Annotated in this window: 14 protein-coding genes; 5 read left to right on the top strand and 9 right to left on the bottom strand. The window is 54.2% G+C overall.

What is annotated here, in order from left to right:
• Positions 1-3: 3 nt before the first annotated feature.
• The 3 genes from CGZ80_RS21985 to CGZ80_RS21995 form a co-directional block, all read right to left on the bottom strand.
• Entirely contained in the window at positions 4-1206 is a 1203-nt protein-coding gene (locus tag CGZ80_RS21985) for a tetratricopeptide repeat protein (protein ID WP_094417831.1), read from the bottom strand.
• Between the two features lie 91 nt (positions 1207-1297).
• Positions 1298-2725 carry a serine/threonine-protein kinase gene (locus CGZ80_RS21990; RefSeq protein WP_094417832.1) on the bottom strand — a complete coding sequence of 476 codons (1428 nt, stop codon included), beginning with the start codon at positions 2723-2725 and terminating at the stop codon, positions 1298-1300.
• Positions 2722-3294, bottom strand: coding sequence for a sigma-70 family RNA polymerase sigma factor (locus tag CGZ80_RS21995; protein ID WP_158222808.1), 573 nt, complete (start codon positions 3292-3294; stop codon positions 2722-2724). Before CGZ80_RS21995 ends, CGZ80_RS21990 begins: the two co-directional genes overlap by 4 nt.
• Before the next feature lie 535 nt (positions 3295-3829).
• Between CGZ80_RS21995 and CGZ80_RS22000 the strand changes: the two genes are divergently transcribed.
• A complete protein-coding gene (locus CGZ80_RS22000; RefSeq protein ID WP_158222809.1) occupies positions 3830-5116 on the top strand; it encodes a vWA domain-containing protein in 1287 nt (428 codons plus the stop codon).
• A gap of 10 nt (positions 5117-5126) precedes the next feature.
• On the opposite strand, the gene CGZ80_RS22005 is transcribed toward CGZ80_RS22000, so the two are convergent.
• Positions 5127-5939 carry a TlpA disulfide reductase family protein gene (locus tag CGZ80_RS22005; protein ID WP_094417835.1) on the bottom strand — a complete coding sequence of 271 codons (813 nt, stop codon included), beginning with the start codon at positions 5937-5939 and terminating at the stop codon, positions 5127-5129.
• Positions 5940-6097: 158 nt separating this feature from the next.
• Between CGZ80_RS22005 and CGZ80_RS22010 the strand changes: the two genes are divergently transcribed.
• The 4 genes from CGZ80_RS22010 to CGZ80_RS22025 all read left to right on the top strand — a co-directional run bounded on the left by CGZ80_RS22010 (position 6098) and on the right by CGZ80_RS22025 (position 13357).
• Positions 6098-6736: a sigma-70 family RNA polymerase sigma factor gene (locus tag CGZ80_RS22010; protein ID WP_094417836.1), complete on the top strand. Its 639-nt coding sequence runs from the start codon at positions 6098-6100 to the stop codon at positions 6734-6736.
• Positions 6737-6891: 155 nt separating this feature from the next.
• A complete protein-coding gene (locus tag CGZ80_RS22015) occupies positions 6892-9078 on the top strand; it encodes a serine/threonine-protein kinase (protein WP_094417837.1) in 2187 nt (728 codons plus the stop codon).
• 252 nt (positions 9079-9330) lie between these two features.
• Positions 9331-11334 (top strand): ATP-binding protein, encoded by a 2004-nt coding sequence (locus CGZ80_RS22020; RefSeq protein ID WP_094417838.1) that lies wholly within the window; start codon positions 9331-9333, stop codon positions 11332-11334.
• Positions 11327-13357, top strand: coding sequence for an EAL domain-containing protein (locus tag CGZ80_RS22025; protein ID WP_094417839.1), 2031 nt, complete (start codon positions 11327-11329; stop codon positions 13355-13357). Before CGZ80_RS22020 ends, CGZ80_RS22025 begins: the two co-directional genes overlap by 8 nt.
• Positions 13358-13374: 17 nt before the next feature.
• On the opposite strand, the gene CGZ80_RS22030 is transcribed toward CGZ80_RS22025, so the two are convergent.
• The 5 genes from CGZ80_RS22030 to CGZ80_RS27750 all read right to left on the bottom strand — a co-directional run bounded on the left by CGZ80_RS22030 (position 13375) and on the right by CGZ80_RS27750 (position 20194).
• Positions 13375-13893 (bottom strand): hypothetical protein, encoded by a 519-nt coding sequence (locus tag CGZ80_RS22030; protein WP_233148587.1) that lies wholly within the window; start codon positions 13891-13893, stop codon positions 13375-13377.
• Positions 13894-13990: 97 nt separating this feature from the next.
• Entirely contained in the window at positions 13991-14353 is a 363-nt protein-coding gene (locus tag CGZ80_RS22035; protein ID WP_233148588.1) for a hypothetical protein, read from the bottom strand.
• Between the two features lie 46 nt (positions 14354-14399).
• The gene (locus CGZ80_RS22040; RefSeq protein WP_094417840.1) at positions 14400-17774 is read right to left on the bottom strand and encodes an efflux RND transporter permease subunit; all 3375 of its coding nucleotides are present in this window, start codon (positions 17772-17774) and stop codon (positions 14400-14402) included.
• A 141-nt stretch (positions 17775-17915) separates the two neighbouring features.
• Entirely contained in the window at positions 17916-19508 is a 1593-nt protein-coding gene (locus CGZ80_RS22045) for an efflux RND transporter periplasmic adaptor subunit (protein WP_094417841.1), read from the bottom strand.
• Between the two features lie 161 nt (positions 19509-19669).
• Positions 19670-20194, bottom strand: coding sequence for a hypothetical protein (locus CGZ80_RS27750; protein ID WP_143544090.1), 525 nt, complete (start codon positions 20192-20194; stop codon positions 19670-19672).
• Positions 20195-20316: the final 122 nt, after the last annotated feature.

Here is a 20316-nt window from a genome sequence, read left to right on the forward strand (position 1 = left end):
TTCCTACTCTTTGCCGTCGAGCTTTTGGTCTTCGAGTCCGGCGTTCGCCTCCGAGAGCAGTGATTTCATTTGCTCGTCGTCCGGCTTGCCTTTCAGATACCGCTCTGCCCATTGCTTCGCATGCTCATTGTCGCCTTGTGCGATCAATGTCTTTACCAAGCCAAACCATGCGGCGGTGACGCCACGTTTGATCGCCGTCTGCTCACCATGCTCTTCGATCATCACGTCGATTGCTTTTTGGAACTGCTTTTCGGCAGCATCAAGTTCGTTCTGTGCGAACAATGCTTGACCCACACCGTTTAGAGCTCCGCTATGGTGCGGGTTCTTCGCCAACAATTCCTGGAATTGTTTGATCGCATCAGTGTACTGCTGAGTCTGAATTTGGGCCCACCCCAAGCCATTGCGGGCTTGGTCCAAATCGGGATCAATTGCGAGTGCTTTCTTGAACTTTTCGAGCGCTTCACGTGATTGAACGTTCCGCCACGCTTGCCAACCTTCGCTCGCCAGCAACGCCGCCGATTCTGAATCAACCTTGTCGAGTGGCTCTCCGACAACAATTGCTTCGACATGGACGACTTGCGTATCCAACAACTCCTCGATTCTGGCAGCAACAATCTTGTCCGCGTTCGCTTTTCGTTTCTCGAGTTGATTCTTGACTCGTTTTAAGTTGATCTCGGCCTGGCGTACGCGAGCCTCTTGAAGTTCGGTTTGTAAATCAAATGCTTGGCGAACGAGTTGCTCGATTAATCCGCGCCGGTTGTCCGCTGGTAGGCCCTCAATTTTGATAACGTCGTCGGAAACGGTAACGTCTCGATCGATTGTTTTGCCGCCTTCGATGACTTTCCACCTCTTGATGTCCACATCAGCAGAGAGCGTCTCGGGACCGAGCGATTTCAGCTTTTCCATCAACTCCTTGAGCGCCAACTGCTTTGCAGCAAGAAGTGTTTTGTTACGTGCCACCAATTCCTTTTCTTTTTCCGACTCGGCAACCATCTGCTCCATTCGAACCTTCAACGCATTGATCTGATCGGCCGAATCGGTTTTGACTTCGTAAACCTCAACCGTCGCTTGTGGTTCGCGTTGTGCGACGTCTGGAGGCAGCAAGTCTTGGGGGACAGCAAGAACAGGTGTGGCAAGCAACACGCCAGCCCAAGCGGTGAACTTCAAACAACTCGTCTTTCCGCCAGGAATTCTTCGGTTTCGCATTCGATTACATCTCCCTCATCGACAAAGAAACATCAGTGGCCAACGCAACAACATTGGTCCGGTGAAATGGTGCACGGTCTTTCTAGGTTGCCTACTCGGTAGTGTCTTGCAGTAGCATGTCGAGCTCGTTTTCCAGCTCGATCAATTCATGATCGTCATACTCCCAACTCAAATCTGGATCGGGCGACATTGGATCGATTTGTTCTGTTGGCTGGGAATTCGATTCAGAAGTGTTGGATTCCGTATGATTCCAAAACGTCGAAGCGGCAAATGCAGTGAGGATGGCGATGCAGATTGCGATCGCGGCGATCTGCCGACGCTGCAAAACGAATTTGCGTCCACGCTTGAGTTCGATTCTTGGATGCTTTACGGATGCCGGTTGCCGCAGATGTGCCAAACCGTCTTCCAGCAAGGCGGCTGTCTGTGCCGCCGAAGCAAACCGTTGACCAGGCTGCTTCGCCAATAGACGATCGATCGTTGCGACATACCAATTCGGTAAATCAGGTCGCTGTTGCAGAAGCGACCGATGCGGTTGATCAATGATTTTCTTGAGCACGCCGTAGGGCGATTCACTTCGAAACGGTGGGTAACCGCAAGCCATCGCATACATCACGCCGCCGAGGCTAAACAGATCAGTGCGTCGATCGACGGCCTCACTCATTGCCTGTTCGGGTGACATGTACTGCGGCGTACCGGCCAAGATCCCACTTCGTGTCAAGCTCGCGTCATCGACCGTTCTTGCCAATCCGAAGTCAGTGATCAGGACACGTGAGACACCATTGAGCAACAGAATATTCGAGGGCTTGATATCGCGATGAATCACGCCTTGTCCATGCGCGGCCGCAAGTCCGCGCGCAATCTGCACAGCGATCTCGAGCATTTCTTCAAGTGGCAACGGGGCATGTCGATCGATCCGTTGTTGCAGCGACTCTCCTTTGATGTAGGGCATCACTAAATACGGCACACCGTTCCACTGGTCGACGCCATAGATTCCGATTACGTTTTCATGGACGACCGCTGCGGCAGACTTCGCTTCTCGCGCAAACCGCTTTCGCGATGCGGAAAGGCTGCTGTAACTGGGATCAAGAATTTTGATCGCGACCAACCGATCCAGTGACATGTCGCGAGCTTTCATGACGATGCCCATTCCGCCACGCCCGATGATGCCGCTGACTTCATACCCAGCAAATCGGCCTAACATATCGGGATGATCTGTCGGGTCTAACAGGCCGACCACTTCTCTGCCCTGCCCTACCCGCGGCACCACCGGTTCTCGAACTCCTGAATGCCGATCAGCAGACTGCAAGTCGATCGTTTGTGGATCGGTGATCTCGGTATCGCTCAAGAATTCCTTGGCATCATCCCAGAATGGAATCACCGCCGAACTTTCATCCAATTTGGCACGGCAGACTGCACAGGTTTCCAAGTGCTTTTCGAATGCCAGTAACTCTGGATCCGTCATTTGGTCCCCCAAAAACGAATCGATCCGATTGTCTGGACAGATTAGATGCTCGTTCATCGTGATTCCTGTTCGCTGGCAAGATCGAGTTCCTGCACCTTCTCGCGCAGCTTGCGAATCATTCGGCTGCGAGCCGTGTACACACTGCCTTCGCTACACCCCAACGACTCCGCGACTTCTTTGGCCGGACGTTGCTCGATCGCGGTTAGGTAAAAGGCATCCCACATCTGCTCGCGGACTTCGCGTCTGACCTCGGCGGCGGCAACATGGAATACCTGCCGACGGTATTGCCACTGCAACGTTTGTGTTTGCTCGGTTTGCTCGGGCTGGATATTTAACCAGTTCATTACCTCGCTTCCGCCAACGCCGATTACCTTTGGCGGACGCGTGATCGCGTTGATGATTGCACGACGAGCGATCGTTTTCAGCCAAGTCCGAAACTTCGCCTGCCCCTGATCATGATCGAACGTTTGGATCGCTCGCGAGATCGCAATCAAGACCTGCTGCGCCAAGTCTTCGGCGTCGGCCTGCTGCATCCCGTGATGTACCGCAAGCTGGCAAACGACGGGACGATACAAACGTGAAAACTCCGTCCAGGCTTCGCCATCTCGCTGATCGTGCAGTCGCATAAGCAAACTGACGCGGGTATCCGGAACAGACATAAAACCTCGGGGGCCTTCACAACAACGGGTTCAACTGAATTCTTGGCTAGGTCTGGCGGGAGGGCCATCGCGCGGTGTCAATCGCTCAGTCACCGACTTACTCACAAGTCATACGCGGGTCTGTCAGCGATTCGAAAAAAAGAAGCGAGAAATATGTTCAAGCCTCCAAGTGCAAATTGACAGCCCCGCCCAAATAGGGGAGGCTGGATAAAATCTTATCGCGTTTCTGCACGGACAAATTTGGATGATGCGGGATCCCAGGCAGCTTCGATCTTCGGCACCACCGGTTACGCCAATACCGCCGAAGCATTCGTCTCCCACACCCCCGCCTATCGAATTCGACGATTCCCCGCTCGATGAGCCGCCGCTGAAATCAACGGAGTTCTGGCTCTGGTCGATCATTCTACATTTGGTGGTCCTGATCATCATTGCCTGGATCACGATCCCTAAACGATCGGGCAGCCCACAGCACACCGTCAGTGTTGCCTTCGCCGAACCTTCAATGAGCCTTGAAAACCAAGCTCAAGAGTTTCAACTTGAGCAAGTTTCGGCGCCACAGACGACACTACAAGAAATTGAAACCCCAACCGTCGTCAGCTCTCAACCGACGGACCCGGTTGTGTTTCCCGAACAGATGCTGTCGCCGACTTCCATGTTGGCATCGGCACGTTCGCAGGCGTCCACGAACTTCGCATCAAACGCAACGCCGTCGGGACGGTTCTTTGGTGTTGATGCGAGTGGCGAATCCTTTGTGTACATCGTCGACCGCTCGGGAAGTATGCAGGGCGCGCGCTTCGACCGAGCACTGCGTGAACTCTCACGCTCAATCAACGGCCTGCATCCGTCCCAATCGTTCTTCGTCGTGTTTTTCTCGTCGAGTCCGGTTCTAATGTTTGACCGCCCAGTACACGACGCCGAATTGGTCGCCGCGACTTCTGGCACCAAACAACAATTCCAAGAGTGGCTGCAACGACTTGGTCCAAGCGGCAATACGATTCCCGACTCGTCGCTCCGGCTTGCGATTGACCTGGATCCAAGCGCGATTTTCTTTTTGTCCGATGGCGAATTTCAAAATGCCACATCGGCGATGAATATCGTCCAGAACTCTGGACGCCGCATCCCGATCCATACCATTGCTTTCGAAGACCGACGCAGTTGTCGCAACATGCTTCAAGTCGCCGAAGCGACCGGAGGCAGCTATCGGTTTATCGATTCAGTACGCCGCACTGAAACAGAATTGGATGAAGATGTTGCCTCACTTCTACAGACTCCTCTGACACCCGCACGGCAAGAGTCGCTTCAGGAGCTTGCCTACGCTTATGCTTCACCGATCGGGACCTATCAGGGTCGCAAACGATTCATCAAACGCATTACCAATGACTTTGAAAACGTCTACGGGCCGACAAAAACGTCGGAAGATAGCCCGTTCGGAATCGCTTCAATCAGGGTGACGGTAGTGACGCTTCAGTGTTTAGTGATTAACGATCCGAAACGAGCGTTTTCGGCCCGGCAACAAAACGAGTTGATTCAGCACTTAGCTTTTAAGATGGAAGCTTGCCATGACATCAAGCAAATCGAAACGACCTGCACCACCATTGTGGGCTGGCGTCCTGAACGCGCCACACGAATCGTCCTTGATCGAATCTCCGACCAGTTCTCGCGTTTGCAAGACGATGCCGTCGTGAACCGCTGCAGAGAAACTCTGCTGCGGTCCTACGGTCCCAACCATCGCGTCTTACGTGCACTCGAATCCGACCGTCAGGGCGCCGGCAATACTTCCGCCAGATGAAAATGCGACGCTAACCTTGCAACGTTTCCAAATAAGGGATCACGTGTGATTTGTACGTGAACCCCGCGGTTTCACCGACGTCAACGAACTGTTTTACCAGGTTCCCTTCTGCATCAAAAATCAGTACCGCAGGGATCGATGGCAGTCCGACCTTACTGAACACCTCATCGCTTGGGGTTTGGCAGATAAAGTTGTCGAAGTCAGCCCCCAGCGAAGTCAGCATTTCAGAAATCGCGGACTCGTACGATTCCGGAGGTTTGGATTTGCGACCGTCATAATCGACAGCGACACCGATACAAGCGACCTTCCCGTCCATCTCACGGTTCAGTTGCACCAACTCGGGAAACTCTTTGATACAGGGAATGCAGCTTGTTGACCAAAGATCAACGACGGTCACTTTACCGGTCGCTTGCGCGTGTTCCTTGATCGCGTCCCACTTGGCGTACTGCAGTTCTACTGCCGCGTCCGCCTGTGTTGTGGAATCGAGAGCTGGCATTTCAAGACCGCCTGGGGTTGGTCCTGAGCTTGCTTCTGATTCCGTTGAGTTCGCTGGCACCTCGGTCGCCGGGAGCTCTGCGTCAGGCAACTGCATCCCGGTTTCCATCGCGGGACCGCCGCCGACAGTCGCTGGTTGGTTTGGTGGTTCTGCGATAGTGTCCATTTCGACGCTGCTGGCGGGCGATTTGGCTTCGGATGCGGACTCCGGGGTCTCGGCCTTTTCAGCGTCCCCGCCGCAACCGATCACAAATGCCAACGTGGCGGAAATCCCCCACACAACGTGCCTTGCCGAACGCCAGCGATTGGTGGAAAGCAATACGGACATTAAATACGGTGCCCCATCGGAGTAGGTGACTGGTCATCCATTTTGCAGCGGCTCGCAAAAATCGCCGGGATGATCCAGCGAACGTTCTGCTAGTGGAGAGGTTTATTAGATACACTGGGCGTCTCACGCCCGAACCTAGATTGTCCAAGAACCGATCGATGACTGCAACAGATGGAGACATGTCGACGACCCAATTGGTGGTTGCTTCCAAACAAGGTGACAACTCCGCTTTTGGTCAGCTATTGGAGCAATACCGCGGCTACCTGATCATGCTGGCGCACCGGCACCTTTCCGATCAACTTCGTCGCCGTGTGGACCCGATTGACATTGTCCAAGTGACGTTCTTGGAAGCCAAACGTGACTTGGCAAGCTTTCGTGGTGAGAGCCCTGCCGAATTTGCGGCTTGGCTACGAGGCATGCTAAAAAACAATGTTGCAACCGCCGTAACCCGGCACGTGATGACCCAGAAACGCTCGGTCCGCCGTGAAGTCGCTGCGGATGTCCCGGGTGGCAACGATTCTGCCGGTGCTCCCTGGATCACCCAATTACCCGGCAGCACCACCAGTCCTTCTGGCATTGCAATCAAGGCCGAAACGGCGCTCGCACTTGTCGAAGCCTTGCATCAGCTTCCTGAAACGCAGGCCGAAGCGATTCGTTTGCGATACATGGAAGGCTTGCCACTGGCATTGATCGTCGAACGGATGGGTAAATCAGATACCGCCGTCGCAGGTTTGCTCAAACGTGGGTTGCAAAAGCTAAGATCGATCATCGACCCCAAGAACAATCCCTACATGTAGCGTCTCGCTAACGGCGGCACTGACCGCCCTACGGTTCCCCGCTGGTAGTTGGCACCTGCCAGAACCGATCCCGGGGCGCCTCGATCATGTCCGGATCGTGCCCAACTAACATTCATTTCTTCCGTACCGTTTCAACACGATTTAATCGACTGTCTATGTCATCGCCTCAGGATGCCGACGATCCGATTGACGAAGCATTCGCGGCCTATTTGCGTTCGGTCGATGAAGGTTCCGTGGGTACACGTGATGAATTCTTGGCAAAGTTTCCGAGCATGGCCCAAGAACTGAAAAGTCTGATGGAAGCGGCCGACGCAATCGACCGGTTCGCAATCAGCCAGTCCGGGGCTTCCGCCCCAGAGCCGATCCCACCGAGTGCCGAGACCGTGGACTCACGCATTTCTGATGCGGATCAATCAGGCGGTGACCCAGCCGAAACGCTTCCCGAAGCCGATCGCGAAAAAGGCGACCCGGGGCCCACATTGCCCTACGACCTCGGCGAATATGAGCTACAAAAAATTGTCGGTCGCGGCGGTATGGGCGTTGTCTATCAGGCACAGCAAAAGAATCTCAATCGCACCGTTGCGGTGAAGATGATCCGTGGCGGAATGCTCGCCTGCGAAAACGACGTACGCCGTTTCTATACCGAGGCGCAAGCCGCCGCTGGGCTGCACCACCCAGGCATCGTTCCGGTATACCAGTTCGGCCACCAAGCGGGGCACCACTTCTTTTCGATGGCATTGATCGAAGGGACCGACCTGCAAAAAAAGATCAATGAGGAAGAGGAACTTTCGATCGAATCGGCGGCGCGTTACGTCCGCGATGTGGCGCGTGCGATCGAACATGCTCACCAAAACGACGTTTTGCATCGCGACTTGAAACCGGCAAACATTCTGGTCGATCAAAAAGATCGGATTCACATTACTGATTTTGGGTTGGCCAAAAACCTCGGTACCGACAGTTCAGTCACCGGGAGCGGTGCCGCGGTGGGTACGCCGAACTACATGGCGCCCGAGCAAGCTGGCGGGCACAGCGACCGAGCGACCAAACAAAGCGACATCTATTCACTCGGCGCGATTCTGTTTGCCTGTATCACCGGCCGTCCGCCGTTAGTTGGCGACTCCATTGTCGATACCCTGATGCAGGTCGTTCATGAACCGGCGCCTCCCATGCGGACGCATCGTGCCGGCGTGCCCCATGACCTGGAAACGATCGTCGCAAAGTGTTTGGAAAAAAGCCCCAAGAAACGTTATCACTCTGCCGGTGCTTTGGCGGAAGACTTAGACGCATTTCTGGAAGGCCGCCCAATCCTCGCTCGTCCACGGGGCCGTTTGCTGCAGCTTTGGCACTGGTTCAGTGGTGTCCCTCTGGTCGGCGCGTTGATCGGGCGAAAAGTCGTTCGATCTTCACCAGGGCATCGTCGCTTCCAAGCGGCAATGTTATTGATGATCGCGATCAGTCCGTTTTTCTTCGTCGGACTGGCAATGCTTTACAGCCACCACATCCAATCGATGCCGGATCATGTCACACTGGCCGGTGGCCTTGACCAAGGCATGTACAACCAAATTTCAACCCGAATTGCTTCCAGACTTCGCGAAAGCCAAGGGATCGCGGTTGAAGTTGTTGGGACTGGCGGATCAATGGATAACCGTCAACGATTGCTCAATCGTGCGGTTCATTTGGCGCCAATGCAAGCGTCAGCGATCAATGACGACCGACTTTGTGTCGTCGCACCACTGTTCTATGAACTTGCGCACCTCTTGGTACGTGGGGCCGACTTCGATCGCAATTCGATCCACATTGCGCCCGAACAGTTGCTCGGTCGCGAAATCGCGATTGGACCTCCCGAAAGCGGCTCACAGGGAACCGCCAAGATGATTTTGGAGTCACTGGAAATTTCTCCCGATGTCTCGCCACGAATCGCAATCGGTTGGTCCGAACTCAACTCCGAACGTGCACCGAATATCGCGTTGATATGCGTGGGAAGCGGAAGCAAACTAATCGTTGATCTGCTGGCCGACGGATGGCAGCTCAAATCGATTCCGCAAAGCATCATGATCTCGATTCATCACCCGACGCTTCGGCCGATGACAATTGATTCATCGGTCTATCCAGGGTCCCCGATTCCGACGACAGGCCTGCCAACGATTGGGACAACCGCATTCTTAGCTTCACGGCGTGACGCTCCAGCTGAACTGGTCCAAGCGACCTTAGAACTTCTCTATCAAAAACCGCTGTTGTTCGCTGATTTGATTCCCCGATTTCGCGCTGCCGAATGGCAGGGATGGGACTTTCATCCGACCGCTCGGCAGTACTTTGCGACGTCGGCAAACGATCGCAAATAATTCGTGCCGCTGGCATAATCGCGATAACCGTCACAGCTTGAATTGCTCATTTACCCAAGCGATGTCTGATTTGCCTCGGACGCTGCACAGGCGGTCACAAGACCTAGTGTTGCGTGAAGCCACCACTTCACTTCACTAGAGAAGCAATTCCTTAGGCTGTCTTGGATGCGGGAAACTGGACATCGCCCGAGGAGATAATGCGCTGGAAGGAGGTGGGTTTTGGCAACCGTTTGCACGCCCCCCCTCGCTATCATGCTTCGGCAACGCCCCTACCCCACCGCGACAACTTCAGCAGACGTAGACCGCTCGACAATGCTCGAAGCGGCGGGTGCCGAACGTCAACACTCTCGATCACTGCGAAGCAAAATCGTCCTCGCCCTGGCACTGATGCTGGGGGTCGTCGTCGGCATCGAAGAATTTGTTCGGCGATACGTGATCGCGACCGAGTTCGCGGCACTCGAGCGAGTCACCGCACTAAAGGAAACCAATCGGGTTCTTTCGGCAATCAACACCGAAATCGATTATCTATCGGAAATGGCGTCTCGCGACATCAATTTCGGCGCCTACTTTCCCGGTGTCGGTTTTAACAATTCAGATGCGACGACACGGATGCAGTGGCGTGCCACCATTGACGACCACGGAAATTGGAACTGGCTGACGAACGATGATACCGACGCGCTCGGTCTCGAACGTATTACCGCACGACTGCAACAACACGGATGGGACGATAGCCCATCGGCAACTGGAATTTCGACCGACAACGACGGCAACTTGGTCCTGTTCGCCGGTTTGAAATTGCCCACGGTCTTGAACGCCGGACATGGGAATGAATTGTACTATGCCGTCGGGCGTCCCTTTGATGCGTTGCTGATCACTGAGCTGCAACGCCGGACCAGCGTCCCCTTTACGATCAACCGCCATCCGATAGACGAACCGCACGACGGCAAACTTTACGTTCAGCCCGTCAACCAATCAATGCTGGCCGTCCACTCACCGCTGCTGAACCCCAAGGGCGAAACGCTTGCCGAGCTTGTGGTGCATTTGCCACGCGACGTCATGATGCGAAGCAAACGCACCACGGCCATCGCTCGCTATCTTTCAATGTGTGGTGTTTGCGGATCGCTGTTGATGCTGTTTCTATTATTACAACGTTTGGTGATCGGACGGCTTGAAATGATTCGTCAACACACCGAACAGATCGCTCAGTCAGGCGTGATCGTTCAACATTCTGACTGCGAAGTCTTAGAGATTGCCGGCAACGACGAAATCGGCCAATTGGCAGAATCATTCGCTAGGATGCGAGACCGACTTGGCGATGCACAACGTCAACTCTCGGATGCGTCTCATGCAGCCGGAATGAGTTTGGTCGCAGACACAGTGATCCACAATGTCGGCAATGTGTTGACCAACGTGAACAGCTTGATGGAAACGGCAACCAAACGGGTCACCCACCTTCGTATCGAGCCACTCGAAAGACTCGCCAGCCGACTCGAATTCGACGACGCTGACGAAGCGTTCCGCAAGGCAACGCCAAAATACTTACATCGACTCAGCGAGACTCTCGAGGAAGACAAGCAAGACCTTGTCAGCTTATTGCATACATTGAACGACAACATTCAGCACATTCACCAAGTCATTGGCGACCAACGCAAGCACACCAACCAATCGGTCAATTGGAATCTCTTGTCGCTCAACCGATTGGTTGAAGAAGCGATCGCTTGTGTCGAAGCCAAGCTGCACGAAGACAACGTCGAAGTAGAACTAAAACTCGATTCAAACGTTCTGGTTTGGAGTGACCGATCAATGTTGCTCCAGGTGTTGATCAACATCATCGCCAATGCAGGCAACGCATCGTGCGGTCTCGAACCGGTTGGTCGTCGCCCGTTATTGCGAGTTGACATCATCACCACCAAATCGGCCGCGCGAGTTCGCTTCCGTGATAACGGATGCGGCATGGACAAGGCTACGCTCGAACGCGTCTTTGACGCTCACTTTACGACACGTGAAGCTGGCACCGGCTTGGGCCTGCACTTTTGCGCCAATACGTTGAAACGTCTTGGCGGATCGATCGAGGCATACAGCGAGGGCCCCAATTTAGGTGCGACCTTTATCGTGGAATTGCCACTAACGAAGCCGACCGCCAAACCACACGATGAAGGCAATCGTTCCTCCGAAGCGTTCCGCCCAACTCCAGATGACACGGTGAAATTGCACCCCGCGACATCATCCGGCGATAGCGGGGACAGCCATGACTGATTTTCAAACCGAACGCCGAATACTGATTATCGACGATCAGTCACAGATCCACGAAACGTTCACCCGCATTTTTCGTGACGACCGACGTCACGAAGACTTGGACGATTTCGAAGCACGGTTTCTAGACACTCAACCCGATTCGATGCCCGACGACGATCACTTCGCGTCAGATGCTCCCGTCTTTTCGCTCACCCATGCCTACAGCGGTGAAATTGGTGTCGAAACCGTCCGTAAATCTCTTGAGCACGACATGCCGTTCTCGGTCGCATTTGTCGATATGCGAATGCCGCAAGGGATTGACGGTTTGCAAACCATTCAAAAGATTTGGGAAATCGACAAGGAAATCCAAGTCGTCATCTGCACCGCATATAGCGATCACACTTGGGACGACATCGTCGACGCATTGGGTTACAACGACCGTTTGCTGCTGCTACGAAAACCGTTTGCACACGACGAAGCAAGACAACTTGCACTCGCGTTAAGCGAAAAATATCGTCTTGCGATCCGTCAAAAAGAAAAACTAACCACCCTCCGAAAAGAAGTCGACCGCCGACGAAAGGCCGAGTCAGAACTGCGTGATATCGCTCATCGTGATTCGCTGACCGATTTACCCAACCGACCCTACCTGATCGCGAAGCTTGAATCGGTACTCGCAGACCAAGGTCCGGATCGGGAAACCTATGACGCACTGCTGTTTCTCGACCTCGACAACTTTAAAATCATCAATGACTCACTCGGCCACGACGCCGGTGACGAATTGCTGAACCAAGTTGCGATGCGGCTTCAAGAATGCGTCCGCGAACACGACACGTCTTCACGGGCAACCGATTCGGCGCCTGAGTTCCGATTCGGCGACAACGACAAAACCGTGCGACTAGGCGGCGACGAATTCGTCGTGCTGCTGGAACGGATGATCCATCGCGACGACGCACTTCGCGTCGCACAGCGAATCGTCAAAAGGATTTGCGAACCGTTCCAAATCGGAAAGCGGCTGGTAACCGTGGGCACGAGCGTTGGCGTCGCCTTCCTAGACCACAACCTGTCTGATGCCCACGACGCGCTGCGAAACGCGGACACCGCGATGTACCAAGCGAAGAACTCGGGCAAAGGCCAAATCGCAGTGTTCGATCAGACGATGCACGACGCGATCGTCGCCCGCCACGAACTCGAAGACCAACTTCGAACAGCACTCAGGGACGAACATTTCGAATTGCGTTATCAACCGATCGTCAACCTAAAAGACGGACAAATCCAAGGCGTCGAAGTTCTTTCGCGTTGGCGCGGACAAGACGGTGCCTACGTCCCGCCGAGTAAGTTCATCCCGATCGCAGAAGAAATCGGCTTGATGAGCCACTTTGGCGAATGGGTGCTCGAACACTCGATGCGTGAATTCGGCAGACTGATGCGTTCCTTTTCGGAACCCGAACGTCCAAACGTCTACCTGGGCGTCAACGTGTCACGTCGCCAATTAGCCGATCCGTTTTTCGCGAACCGATTAAGCGCTATCATCGAACGCACCCAATTTCAATGGGATTTGAAATTGGAGATGTCCGAAAATAGCGACGCACGCCACAGCGAACGTTCGGTGCAGACAATGCACGAACTGTCGCGAATGGGAATCGGAATCCACATCGACGACTTCGGAAAAGGCAGCTCGTCATTGACCTGTTTCCAGGAATACCCTGTTGAAACAGTCAAGATCGACCGAACCTTCACCGCATCGATCGTCGTCGATCAAGGTCGCGCGATTATTGCCGAAGCGATCATGAAACTGGCTCATCACCTGTCTGCGAAAATCGTCTGCCAGGGTGTCGAATCGCCACTTCAGGTTAGCCTGCTGCAACAGTGGAAATGCGACAGCGCTCAAGGCTATCTGTTCGCACCGCCAATGACCTTGGACGGACTCCGCAGCATCTTGGTCGATCCGACAACCAGCCGTGGCATTCAATTGGTCCGATCGGGACAAATCATCCCGATTCAATTGCCAATTTCGCCGGGAATCCCCTTCGTCACGCGCGACTGATTACTCGGGCTCGGAAATCAATGATCGTGCTCGTCGTGATCATGCCCTTCGTGGCCATGATCGTGTGACAGGTTTCCGGTAAAAGATTTCCCGTCGATGTTGACCACGATCACACCCTCCGCACCTCGATCCATCCAGTCCGACAAGTCCGGGTCCGCCGACGCAAATGCAGACGCCTTTCCCGATTCTTCAGCAGGCGATGCCACTGCGGCAAGATCGAATGACTTGACCTTGCCTTCTAGCTTCAAACTGACCGTGAGCGTCTCTGCAGGAATCGAGACCGGTTCCGTCGCGGTTCCATCGAGCGTGTACATGGTAACGCCCGCATCGGAATGCACGAATTCAATGTGGTACGCCTCCTTGCCCAACTCGATCAACTCCCCACCGTGAGGTCCGTGTTCAGGATGCATTTCCATTTCTGGAGGCATCTCATCCATCACCACTGGAGTCTCACCACTTGCAGTCTCTTCTTTTTTATTGGAGCAGCCGCTGATCGCGACAGCTGCAATCAAGATCGAAAAATAGAATCGCTTCACCGAAATGTCCTCACTGTTTTGTTTGACCGGTGTGGGAAAGTCACGACTCACAGAGTGTGACTGCCCCGGTTTCCAGACGAAGTAAAACGACTCGCGTCTAATGTTCGTGCTTTGTCGCAAATCCGTATTGCTTGAGCCAAGCTTCCCATTGATGGGCTTCTTTGTGGCTCTTCAGCGACAACTGCTGCCACTTCACGCAGCGGTACTTCACGTCCTGGTGTCCTCCGTGGCTACTGACCGAGACTTCGCAGCGAAGCTTCTTCAGTGTTGCCACCAGTTGCTCACCTTTTTTGCCAGACTCGGCATGAGCCGTTTTCCAGTTTTCGAGTCGATAGTTGACCAACTCGCGTTGAGGTGAGTTCGCAACAGTACCAGCACCATCGCCCGCGCTGGCGACATCGCCATCCAAGGCAACCATCGAAACAACTGACAACACACCGAAGATCAATCCTTTTAGCATCTCGTTTCTCCTATCAATCAAAAGTTCAACCGACGTCAATCAACATTCATTCGGGGACGGTTGAAATTTCCCCAAATGCAAGTTCATCATCTTTGGCAACGATCTTTTTCCCGGCACCGACACCAACGGCCCAAAACAATGCCGGCCGTACAAAGAATTCGGCAATCGTACTGGTGATCAAGCCGCCAACGATCACCGTCGCAATCGGATATAGGATTTCTTTCCCTGGCTCACCTGCGGCCAAAGCTAGTGGCAGCAACCCGATCCCACTGGTCAACGCCGTCATTAAAACGGGTGCCATCCTTTCTTGGCCGGCGCGACGCACCATCGACTGCGTCCACGACTCGCCTTCTTCTTTCACCAAATGGATATAGTGATTCAGCAGTAAGATTCCATTGCGGCTGGCGATTCCACAGAGTGAAATGAAGCCGACCATCGCCGCGACGGTCAAATTCTGTTCGGTAATCGCGAGTGCCGCGACGGCCCCGACAAATGCGGTCGGCAGTGCGACAAGTACCTGCATCGCGAAATTCACATTACCAAACAGGGTGAACAACACCAAAAACATCCCGAGGAATGCGGCCGCACTTAATAGGGCGAGTCGCCGCGAGGCTGACCTTTGACTTTCAAACTGACCGCCATATTCAATGAAATACCCCGGCGGCAACTCAACGCTTGAAAGCCTGTCCTTGATATCGCTAACGACGTCAACGACGCCTCGATCCGCGACGTTAGCCTGCAAGACGATTCGTCGTCGAACCTGCTCACGTTTGATTGTGTTTGGGCCACCACTTTCATAGATTTTTGCGACTGTCTCCAACGGCAATCGCCCACCATTTGGAAGTGGCACCACCAATCGCCGAAGCTTTGACAGGTCTTCGCGATATGGCTCGTCCATTCGAACCAGCAAATTAAAGCTCCGTTGTCCCAATAACACTTGGCTGACCACGGTTCCGTTCATTGCCGTTTCAACCATTTCCATCACCTGTGCTGGGCGCAATCCGGCCTGTGTCAACGCGGGCCGATCGAGCTCAATGCGAAGCTGTGGAATATTGGTCTGCTGTTCGATCATCACGTCGGCCAGTCCAGGGATGTCGCTAATGACCGACTTCATCTCCTCCGCCTTTTTGCGAAGCAGATCTAAATCATCCCCATAGAGCTTGATACCGATTTGAGCTTTCACTCCAGAAATCATGTGGCTGATCAAGTGGGCGAGCGGTTGCTCGGTGCTGGAAACCACGCCGGGGATTTCGTCCATTGTTTGACGAATCTGCTGAATCGTCAGCTCACGATCCGCGTCTTCTTCGATCTCCAGAAACATCTCGGTGACATTCACGCCCTCGGCATGCTCATCAAGCTCTGCCCGCCCGGTTTTGCGTGCCACCGACCGAACTGCCGGAATCTTGATCAATGCCTCTTGCGCTGCCATGCCGATCTTGTTGCTAGTCGCCAGCGAAGATCCCGGCGGCAACAACGCATTGACCTGCACGCAACCTTCGTTGAAAGGCGGCAAAAAATCGTTTTCAAGCCGAAACAGTGTTGTTGCAGCGAACAGAACCATTAACGCTGTCACCACAAGCACGGGGGCCGCATTTCGAGTACTAAATCCGATTGCCGAATTCACCATACCGTGAAGCCCAACCAACAGTCTGCCCTCCTCTGCCTCTTCGCCACCGAGCAACCGTTCGGTCAAAACCACGCCGCCCCAAACCAACGGAGTCAAAAGCAGGCTATAGATCCACAGATGGTTGCCCCATTGATCACCCAGCCCAACCATGTGCAAGATTCGTGGGATTACCCAGCCAACCGACAGCACTGCGATCCCAAATGAAAACAGCGGTGTTACCCATCGCCAAGTTCGGTTCCCGACCAACAGCAACGACGACAAAGCGGGTGTCACGGTCAGCGAAACGACCAGTGACGCCAACAATGACACGACATAGCCCATCGCCATTGGCACGAACAGCTTGCCTTCCATTCCTTCGAGCGCAAAGAGCGGCAGGAAAACCAACACCACGATCGCTGTTCCGTACACGACGCTGCTGCGAACCTCGACGCTGGCACGGTACACCACACCGATCGCCTCCGTTGCATGAAGAATTGCTGATTGTTTCTCGGCACGCTTTTGCGAACGCCATTCTTTAAGACGTCGAAAGATGTTCTCCACATCAACGATCGCATCGTCGACAAGCTCGCCAATTGCGACCGCGATTCCGCCCAGCGTCATCGTGTTGATCGAAAGCCCCATCGCGGCAAATACGATCGCGGTCGTAACGATCGAAAGTGGAATCGCAGTCAGGGTGACGAACGTCGTACGGAAATTCAGCAAAAACAGGAACAAGATGACCAGCACCAAGACGCCACCGTCGGCGAGTGCTTCGATCACGTTGTCGATTGCCCGATCAATGAACGCTCGTTGCGAGTAAACCTTTTCGATACGAATATCGCCGGGCATCGTTAGCTTCAATTCGTCCAGCGCCGACCGAATCGCGTCATCAACCGCTCGGGTGTCAGCTCCAGGCTGCTTGTTGATGGTCAAAACAACTGACGGACCACCTTCAATCGAATCGTCGGGTTGGCGTATCAGCGCGGACGAATCACCGCGTTTGACCTGCGGGCCTTCAACAACCCTGGCAACATCAGCCAACGAGATCGGTCGGTTCCCACGCATCACCACGACAATTTGCCGCAAGTCGTCCAGGCCGGTGATCCGTCCAAGCCCGCGAACGAGTAATTCGTTGCTTCCACGTTCATCCAAGTAACCGCCCGTCGCATTCAGATTCGACTCATCAACCGCGGTATGAACATCAGCGATCGTGAGATCAAATTCGCGAAGCTTGTCGGGGTCAAGCAGCACTTGATATTGCATCCTGCCGCCACCCATTGTGAATACTTGCGAGACACCGGGAATGGTCAACAATCGTTGGCGCACGACCCAATCGGCGAGGGTACGAACTTCCATCGGCTGCGTTTCTTCGCCTTCGCTCCACATCGCATACATCAAGATCTGCCCCATGATCGATGAAATCGGTGCTAGGGTAGGCTTGATCCCACTGGGCAGAGTCTCTTGGGCGAGCTGCAAACGCTCGTTAACAATTTGACGGTCGTTATAGATGTCGGTCCCCCAGCCAAACTCCACGTAAATCACCGACAAGCCGATCCCACTGCTGCTACGCACGGCTTCAACGCCGCTGGCTCCGTTGAATGCGGTTTCGAGTGGAAACGTAATCAGTGCTTCGACCTCTTCCGGGGCCATCCCCGGGGCTTCGGTCATGACGACCACTCGTGGTCGGTTTAAGTTTGGGAAGACATCGATCGGCAAACTGAAGGCACGCCATGCGCCGCCGATCATCAAGATCACGGCGACTGCCAAAACGACGAGCCGGTTTTTCAGCGAAAAACGGATGATAGAATCAAGCATGGTGGCATTCCGCCCAATTGGTTGTGCGTGGACGCGGTAACAGTCGACGTCACAAGTTGGTGACACCGCGTCGTGTGAGACAGGTCGATGTCAGTCGCAATCAATTCCGATTGCGACTGACGCATAAACGGGCAGAGTTACCTAGTGGTTGTGCCCCGCATGTGGATCGATCTCACCACCACTTTTGTTCTTGATTGCCATCTGCAGTTGATGTGCGCCACTGACCGCGACCGTCTGGCCCGGCCAGAGTTGACCGTCATTGGCGATCGCAACGTTCATTGAGTCGCCCGCCAATACATGGACGGACACGCGGTCGAAATGATCATTGTTTTGGACAAAGACGAATCGTTCGGGCCCTTCTTCGGCAACCGCCTCTTTAGGAACCACAATCGCTTCCTCAAGCGTCTTCGTCGGTACCCGCACCGTCAATCGCTGCCCCGGCTTGTATCGCCAACTAACAAAACGCTCGTCGCCAACGAGGACACTGCGTTCGACTTCGTTCGATAGCGAAACATAAAACGGCAACGCTCGCGAAACGCGATCGACTTCGTTGCCCAAGTAAACGATCCTTAGACCGTCGATGATCGATTGATCTACCGCACCAAGATCCATGACCGCTTGCAGGTCTGCTTTCCGATTGGCAGCCTCGCGTAACGTCTCGCTATCCCGCTGAAATGCCGAACCTTCGATCAGAAGCTGGCTATAGTCCGATAGTTGGGCGAGGCTTTGCCCTGCCTGGACCGACTGTCCTCGGCTGACCATCAAATCGGTGATCAGAAACTCGGCATCGATGTGTTCTGGATGCGGTGGAGCTGGCTGAACAACGTTGGCGAATCGTGTCGTTGCCCATGAGGCGGCTTGCATTTGCGAAGCTCCATGAACGCCCGCGTGCCCCGAATCCTGGTGACGGTTCGATGCATCAAAGGGCATCCCCGGCGGCAAACTCGGCTCGCTAGAGTCATGATGAAGCGATCGATCAGAGTGCAAGATGGGCGCAAAGACGGTGACTTCGCGGACCAACTCTCGAGACTGTTCGATTTGATTGATCTGCTCAACTGTCAAGCCGTGAAGCAGCATCGATTGTCTCGCGGCCTGCAAACTGGCCAACAACCGGTCGCGTTCATACTCGCGTTCAATTCGTTTGCTCGCCGCAATTGCCCCGGAAGACGCGATCGATGTCAAACGCTGAATTTCACGGCGTTCGACATCAAGCTGTCCCAAGGAAGTCAAAAAAGCTTCTTGGGTGTTAACCAAATCCTGGTGTGTCAAACGCAGCGTAAACAGCGGAGTCCCACTGGCAACCATCTCCCCACGCGAAATACGGATCGAACTGATGACGCCAGTCAAGGGCGAAGTGATTTCGACGTGCGTGCGACCAGGCCACGGCATCACGACACCAGGAATTTCGACATACTCCTTGAAAGGCTGAACCGTCGCGACCCGTGTCGTAAGACGCAGATTTGCCCGCGCCTGAGCACTCAATTCGATCGAATCCGCCTCCGAATGACCGGCGTGATCATGATCGTGCCCGGCATGGTCATCATGCTGATCGTCGTGCCCTTCATCGCCATGATCATGGTCGTCGTGTGTTTCGATTGCTCCGGCGAGTGGCCAACCGTTGTCCGCGGGAATGTCAGTCCATAGATAAAGCCCGACAACAACCGCCAGGCCGATCGCGACCAACGTCGCCCGGGGACTGCGTAGCAAGTTGACTCGTTTTAGAGATTGATTCATGGAACGGAATCGTTAGTGTCGAATGAATTTCGAACGGTACCCAATGGTCGCGCAGCAATGCGTGCACGGCGTTTAGGACCGACGTCTATCAGATGCAATTTGCGTTTGTAGCGACACGTTGCCAAATCAGACAACGGACACGCTACATCGACGTCAAACGATCAAATCAACCACGTGCAGAGAGCTGCACATCGACATTGTGGGCGATCGTAAAAAGTGGCAAGAGTCCTGTGCTGGCCGATATACCGCACGACCTCTTTGGATACCGTTGGCGGTTCGACAAAGACGACGAGGGCAACCGCATCGTGAAACGACGCGGCGAGCAAGTTCTCGGTCGAAGGCACAAAACTGCAACGGACACTGCCATCGCCACACGGCCGACCATGACCATGTGGTGCCGATTCACAACACAGGCAATAGCTGGAGACGACTTCGTCACTGCGATGCTCACAATGATCGTGATGGGCACCGGTTGCTGGCGACGCGATCTCGCCATGACAGCACGATTCATGGCCGTCAGTAGAAAGTTCCTGCTGTCCGTGCGTATGCAAACAGCCCCTCTCCGCGTGAATCGCCTCGCCATCGACGTGGACATGCCCCTCACAAGCGCATGCTGCATGCAGTGAGCATCCGAATACCGAATGCACCAGCAAAGCAATGGCGGTGATGAAACGAAATGGGAACACGACGTTAAATCGATGAAAATCGAGTTAGTTCGGGCGAAGGAACGGAAACGTTTTCATTATCGGATTGCCGACGCTGTCCGTCCAGTTCGAAATGTCAGAACAGGCTAGACGTTGATCCTCCA

The sequence above is a fragment of the Rhodopirellula sp. MGV genome, from assembly GCF_002251265.1.
Classification (GTDB): domain Bacteria; phylum Planctomycetota; class Planctomycetia; order Pirellulales; family Pirellulaceae; genus Stieleria; species Stieleria baltica_A.

Bases quoted from the DNA above. Each gene is read 5' to 3' on its own strand.
- CGZ80_RS21985 (WP_094417831.1), bottom strand. From the start codon at position 1,206: ATGCGAAACCGAAGAATTCCTGGCGGAAAGACGAGTTGTTTGAAGTTC.
- CGZ80_RS21990 (WP_094417832.1), bottom strand. From the start codon at position 2,725: ATGAACGAGCATCTAATCTGTCCAGACAATCGGATCGATTCGTTTTTG.
- CGZ80_RS21995 (WP_158222808.1), bottom strand. From the start codon at position 3,294: ATGCGACTGCACGATCAGCGAGATGGCGAAGCCTGGACGGAGTTTTCA.
- CGZ80_RS22000 (WP_158222809.1), top strand. From the start codon at position 3,830: ATGAGCCTTGAAAACCAAGCTCAAGAGTTTCAACTTGAGCAAGTTTCG.
- CGZ80_RS22005 (WP_094417835.1), bottom strand. From the start codon at position 5,939: ATGTCCGTATTGCTTTCCACCAATCGCTGGCGTTCGGCAAGGCACGTT.
- CGZ80_RS22010 (WP_094417836.1), top strand. From the start codon at position 6,098: ATGACTGCAACAGATGGAGACATGTCGACGACCCAATTGGTGGTTGCT.
- CGZ80_RS22015 (WP_094417837.1), top strand. From the start codon at position 6,892: ATGTCATCGCCTCAGGATGCCGACGATCCGATTGACGAAGCATTCGCG.
- CGZ80_RS22020 (WP_094417838.1), top strand. From the start codon at position 9,331: ATGCTTCGGCAACGCCCCTACCCCACCGCGACAACTTCAGCAGACGTA.
- CGZ80_RS22025 (WP_094417839.1), top strand. From the start codon at position 11,327: ATGACTGATTTTCAAACCGAACGCCGAATACTGATTATCGACGATCAG.
- CGZ80_RS22035 (WP_233148588.1), bottom strand. From the start codon at position 14,353: ATGCTAAAAGGATTGATCTTCGGTGTGTTGTCAGTTGTTTCGATGGTT.
- CGZ80_RS22040 (WP_094417840.1), bottom strand. From the start codon at position 17,774: ATGCTTGATTCTATCATCCGTTTTTCGCTGAAAAACCGGCTCGTCGTT.
- CGZ80_RS22045 (WP_094417841.1), bottom strand. From the start codon at position 19,508: ATGAATCAATCTCTAAAACGAGTCAACTTGCTACGCAGTCCCCGGGCG.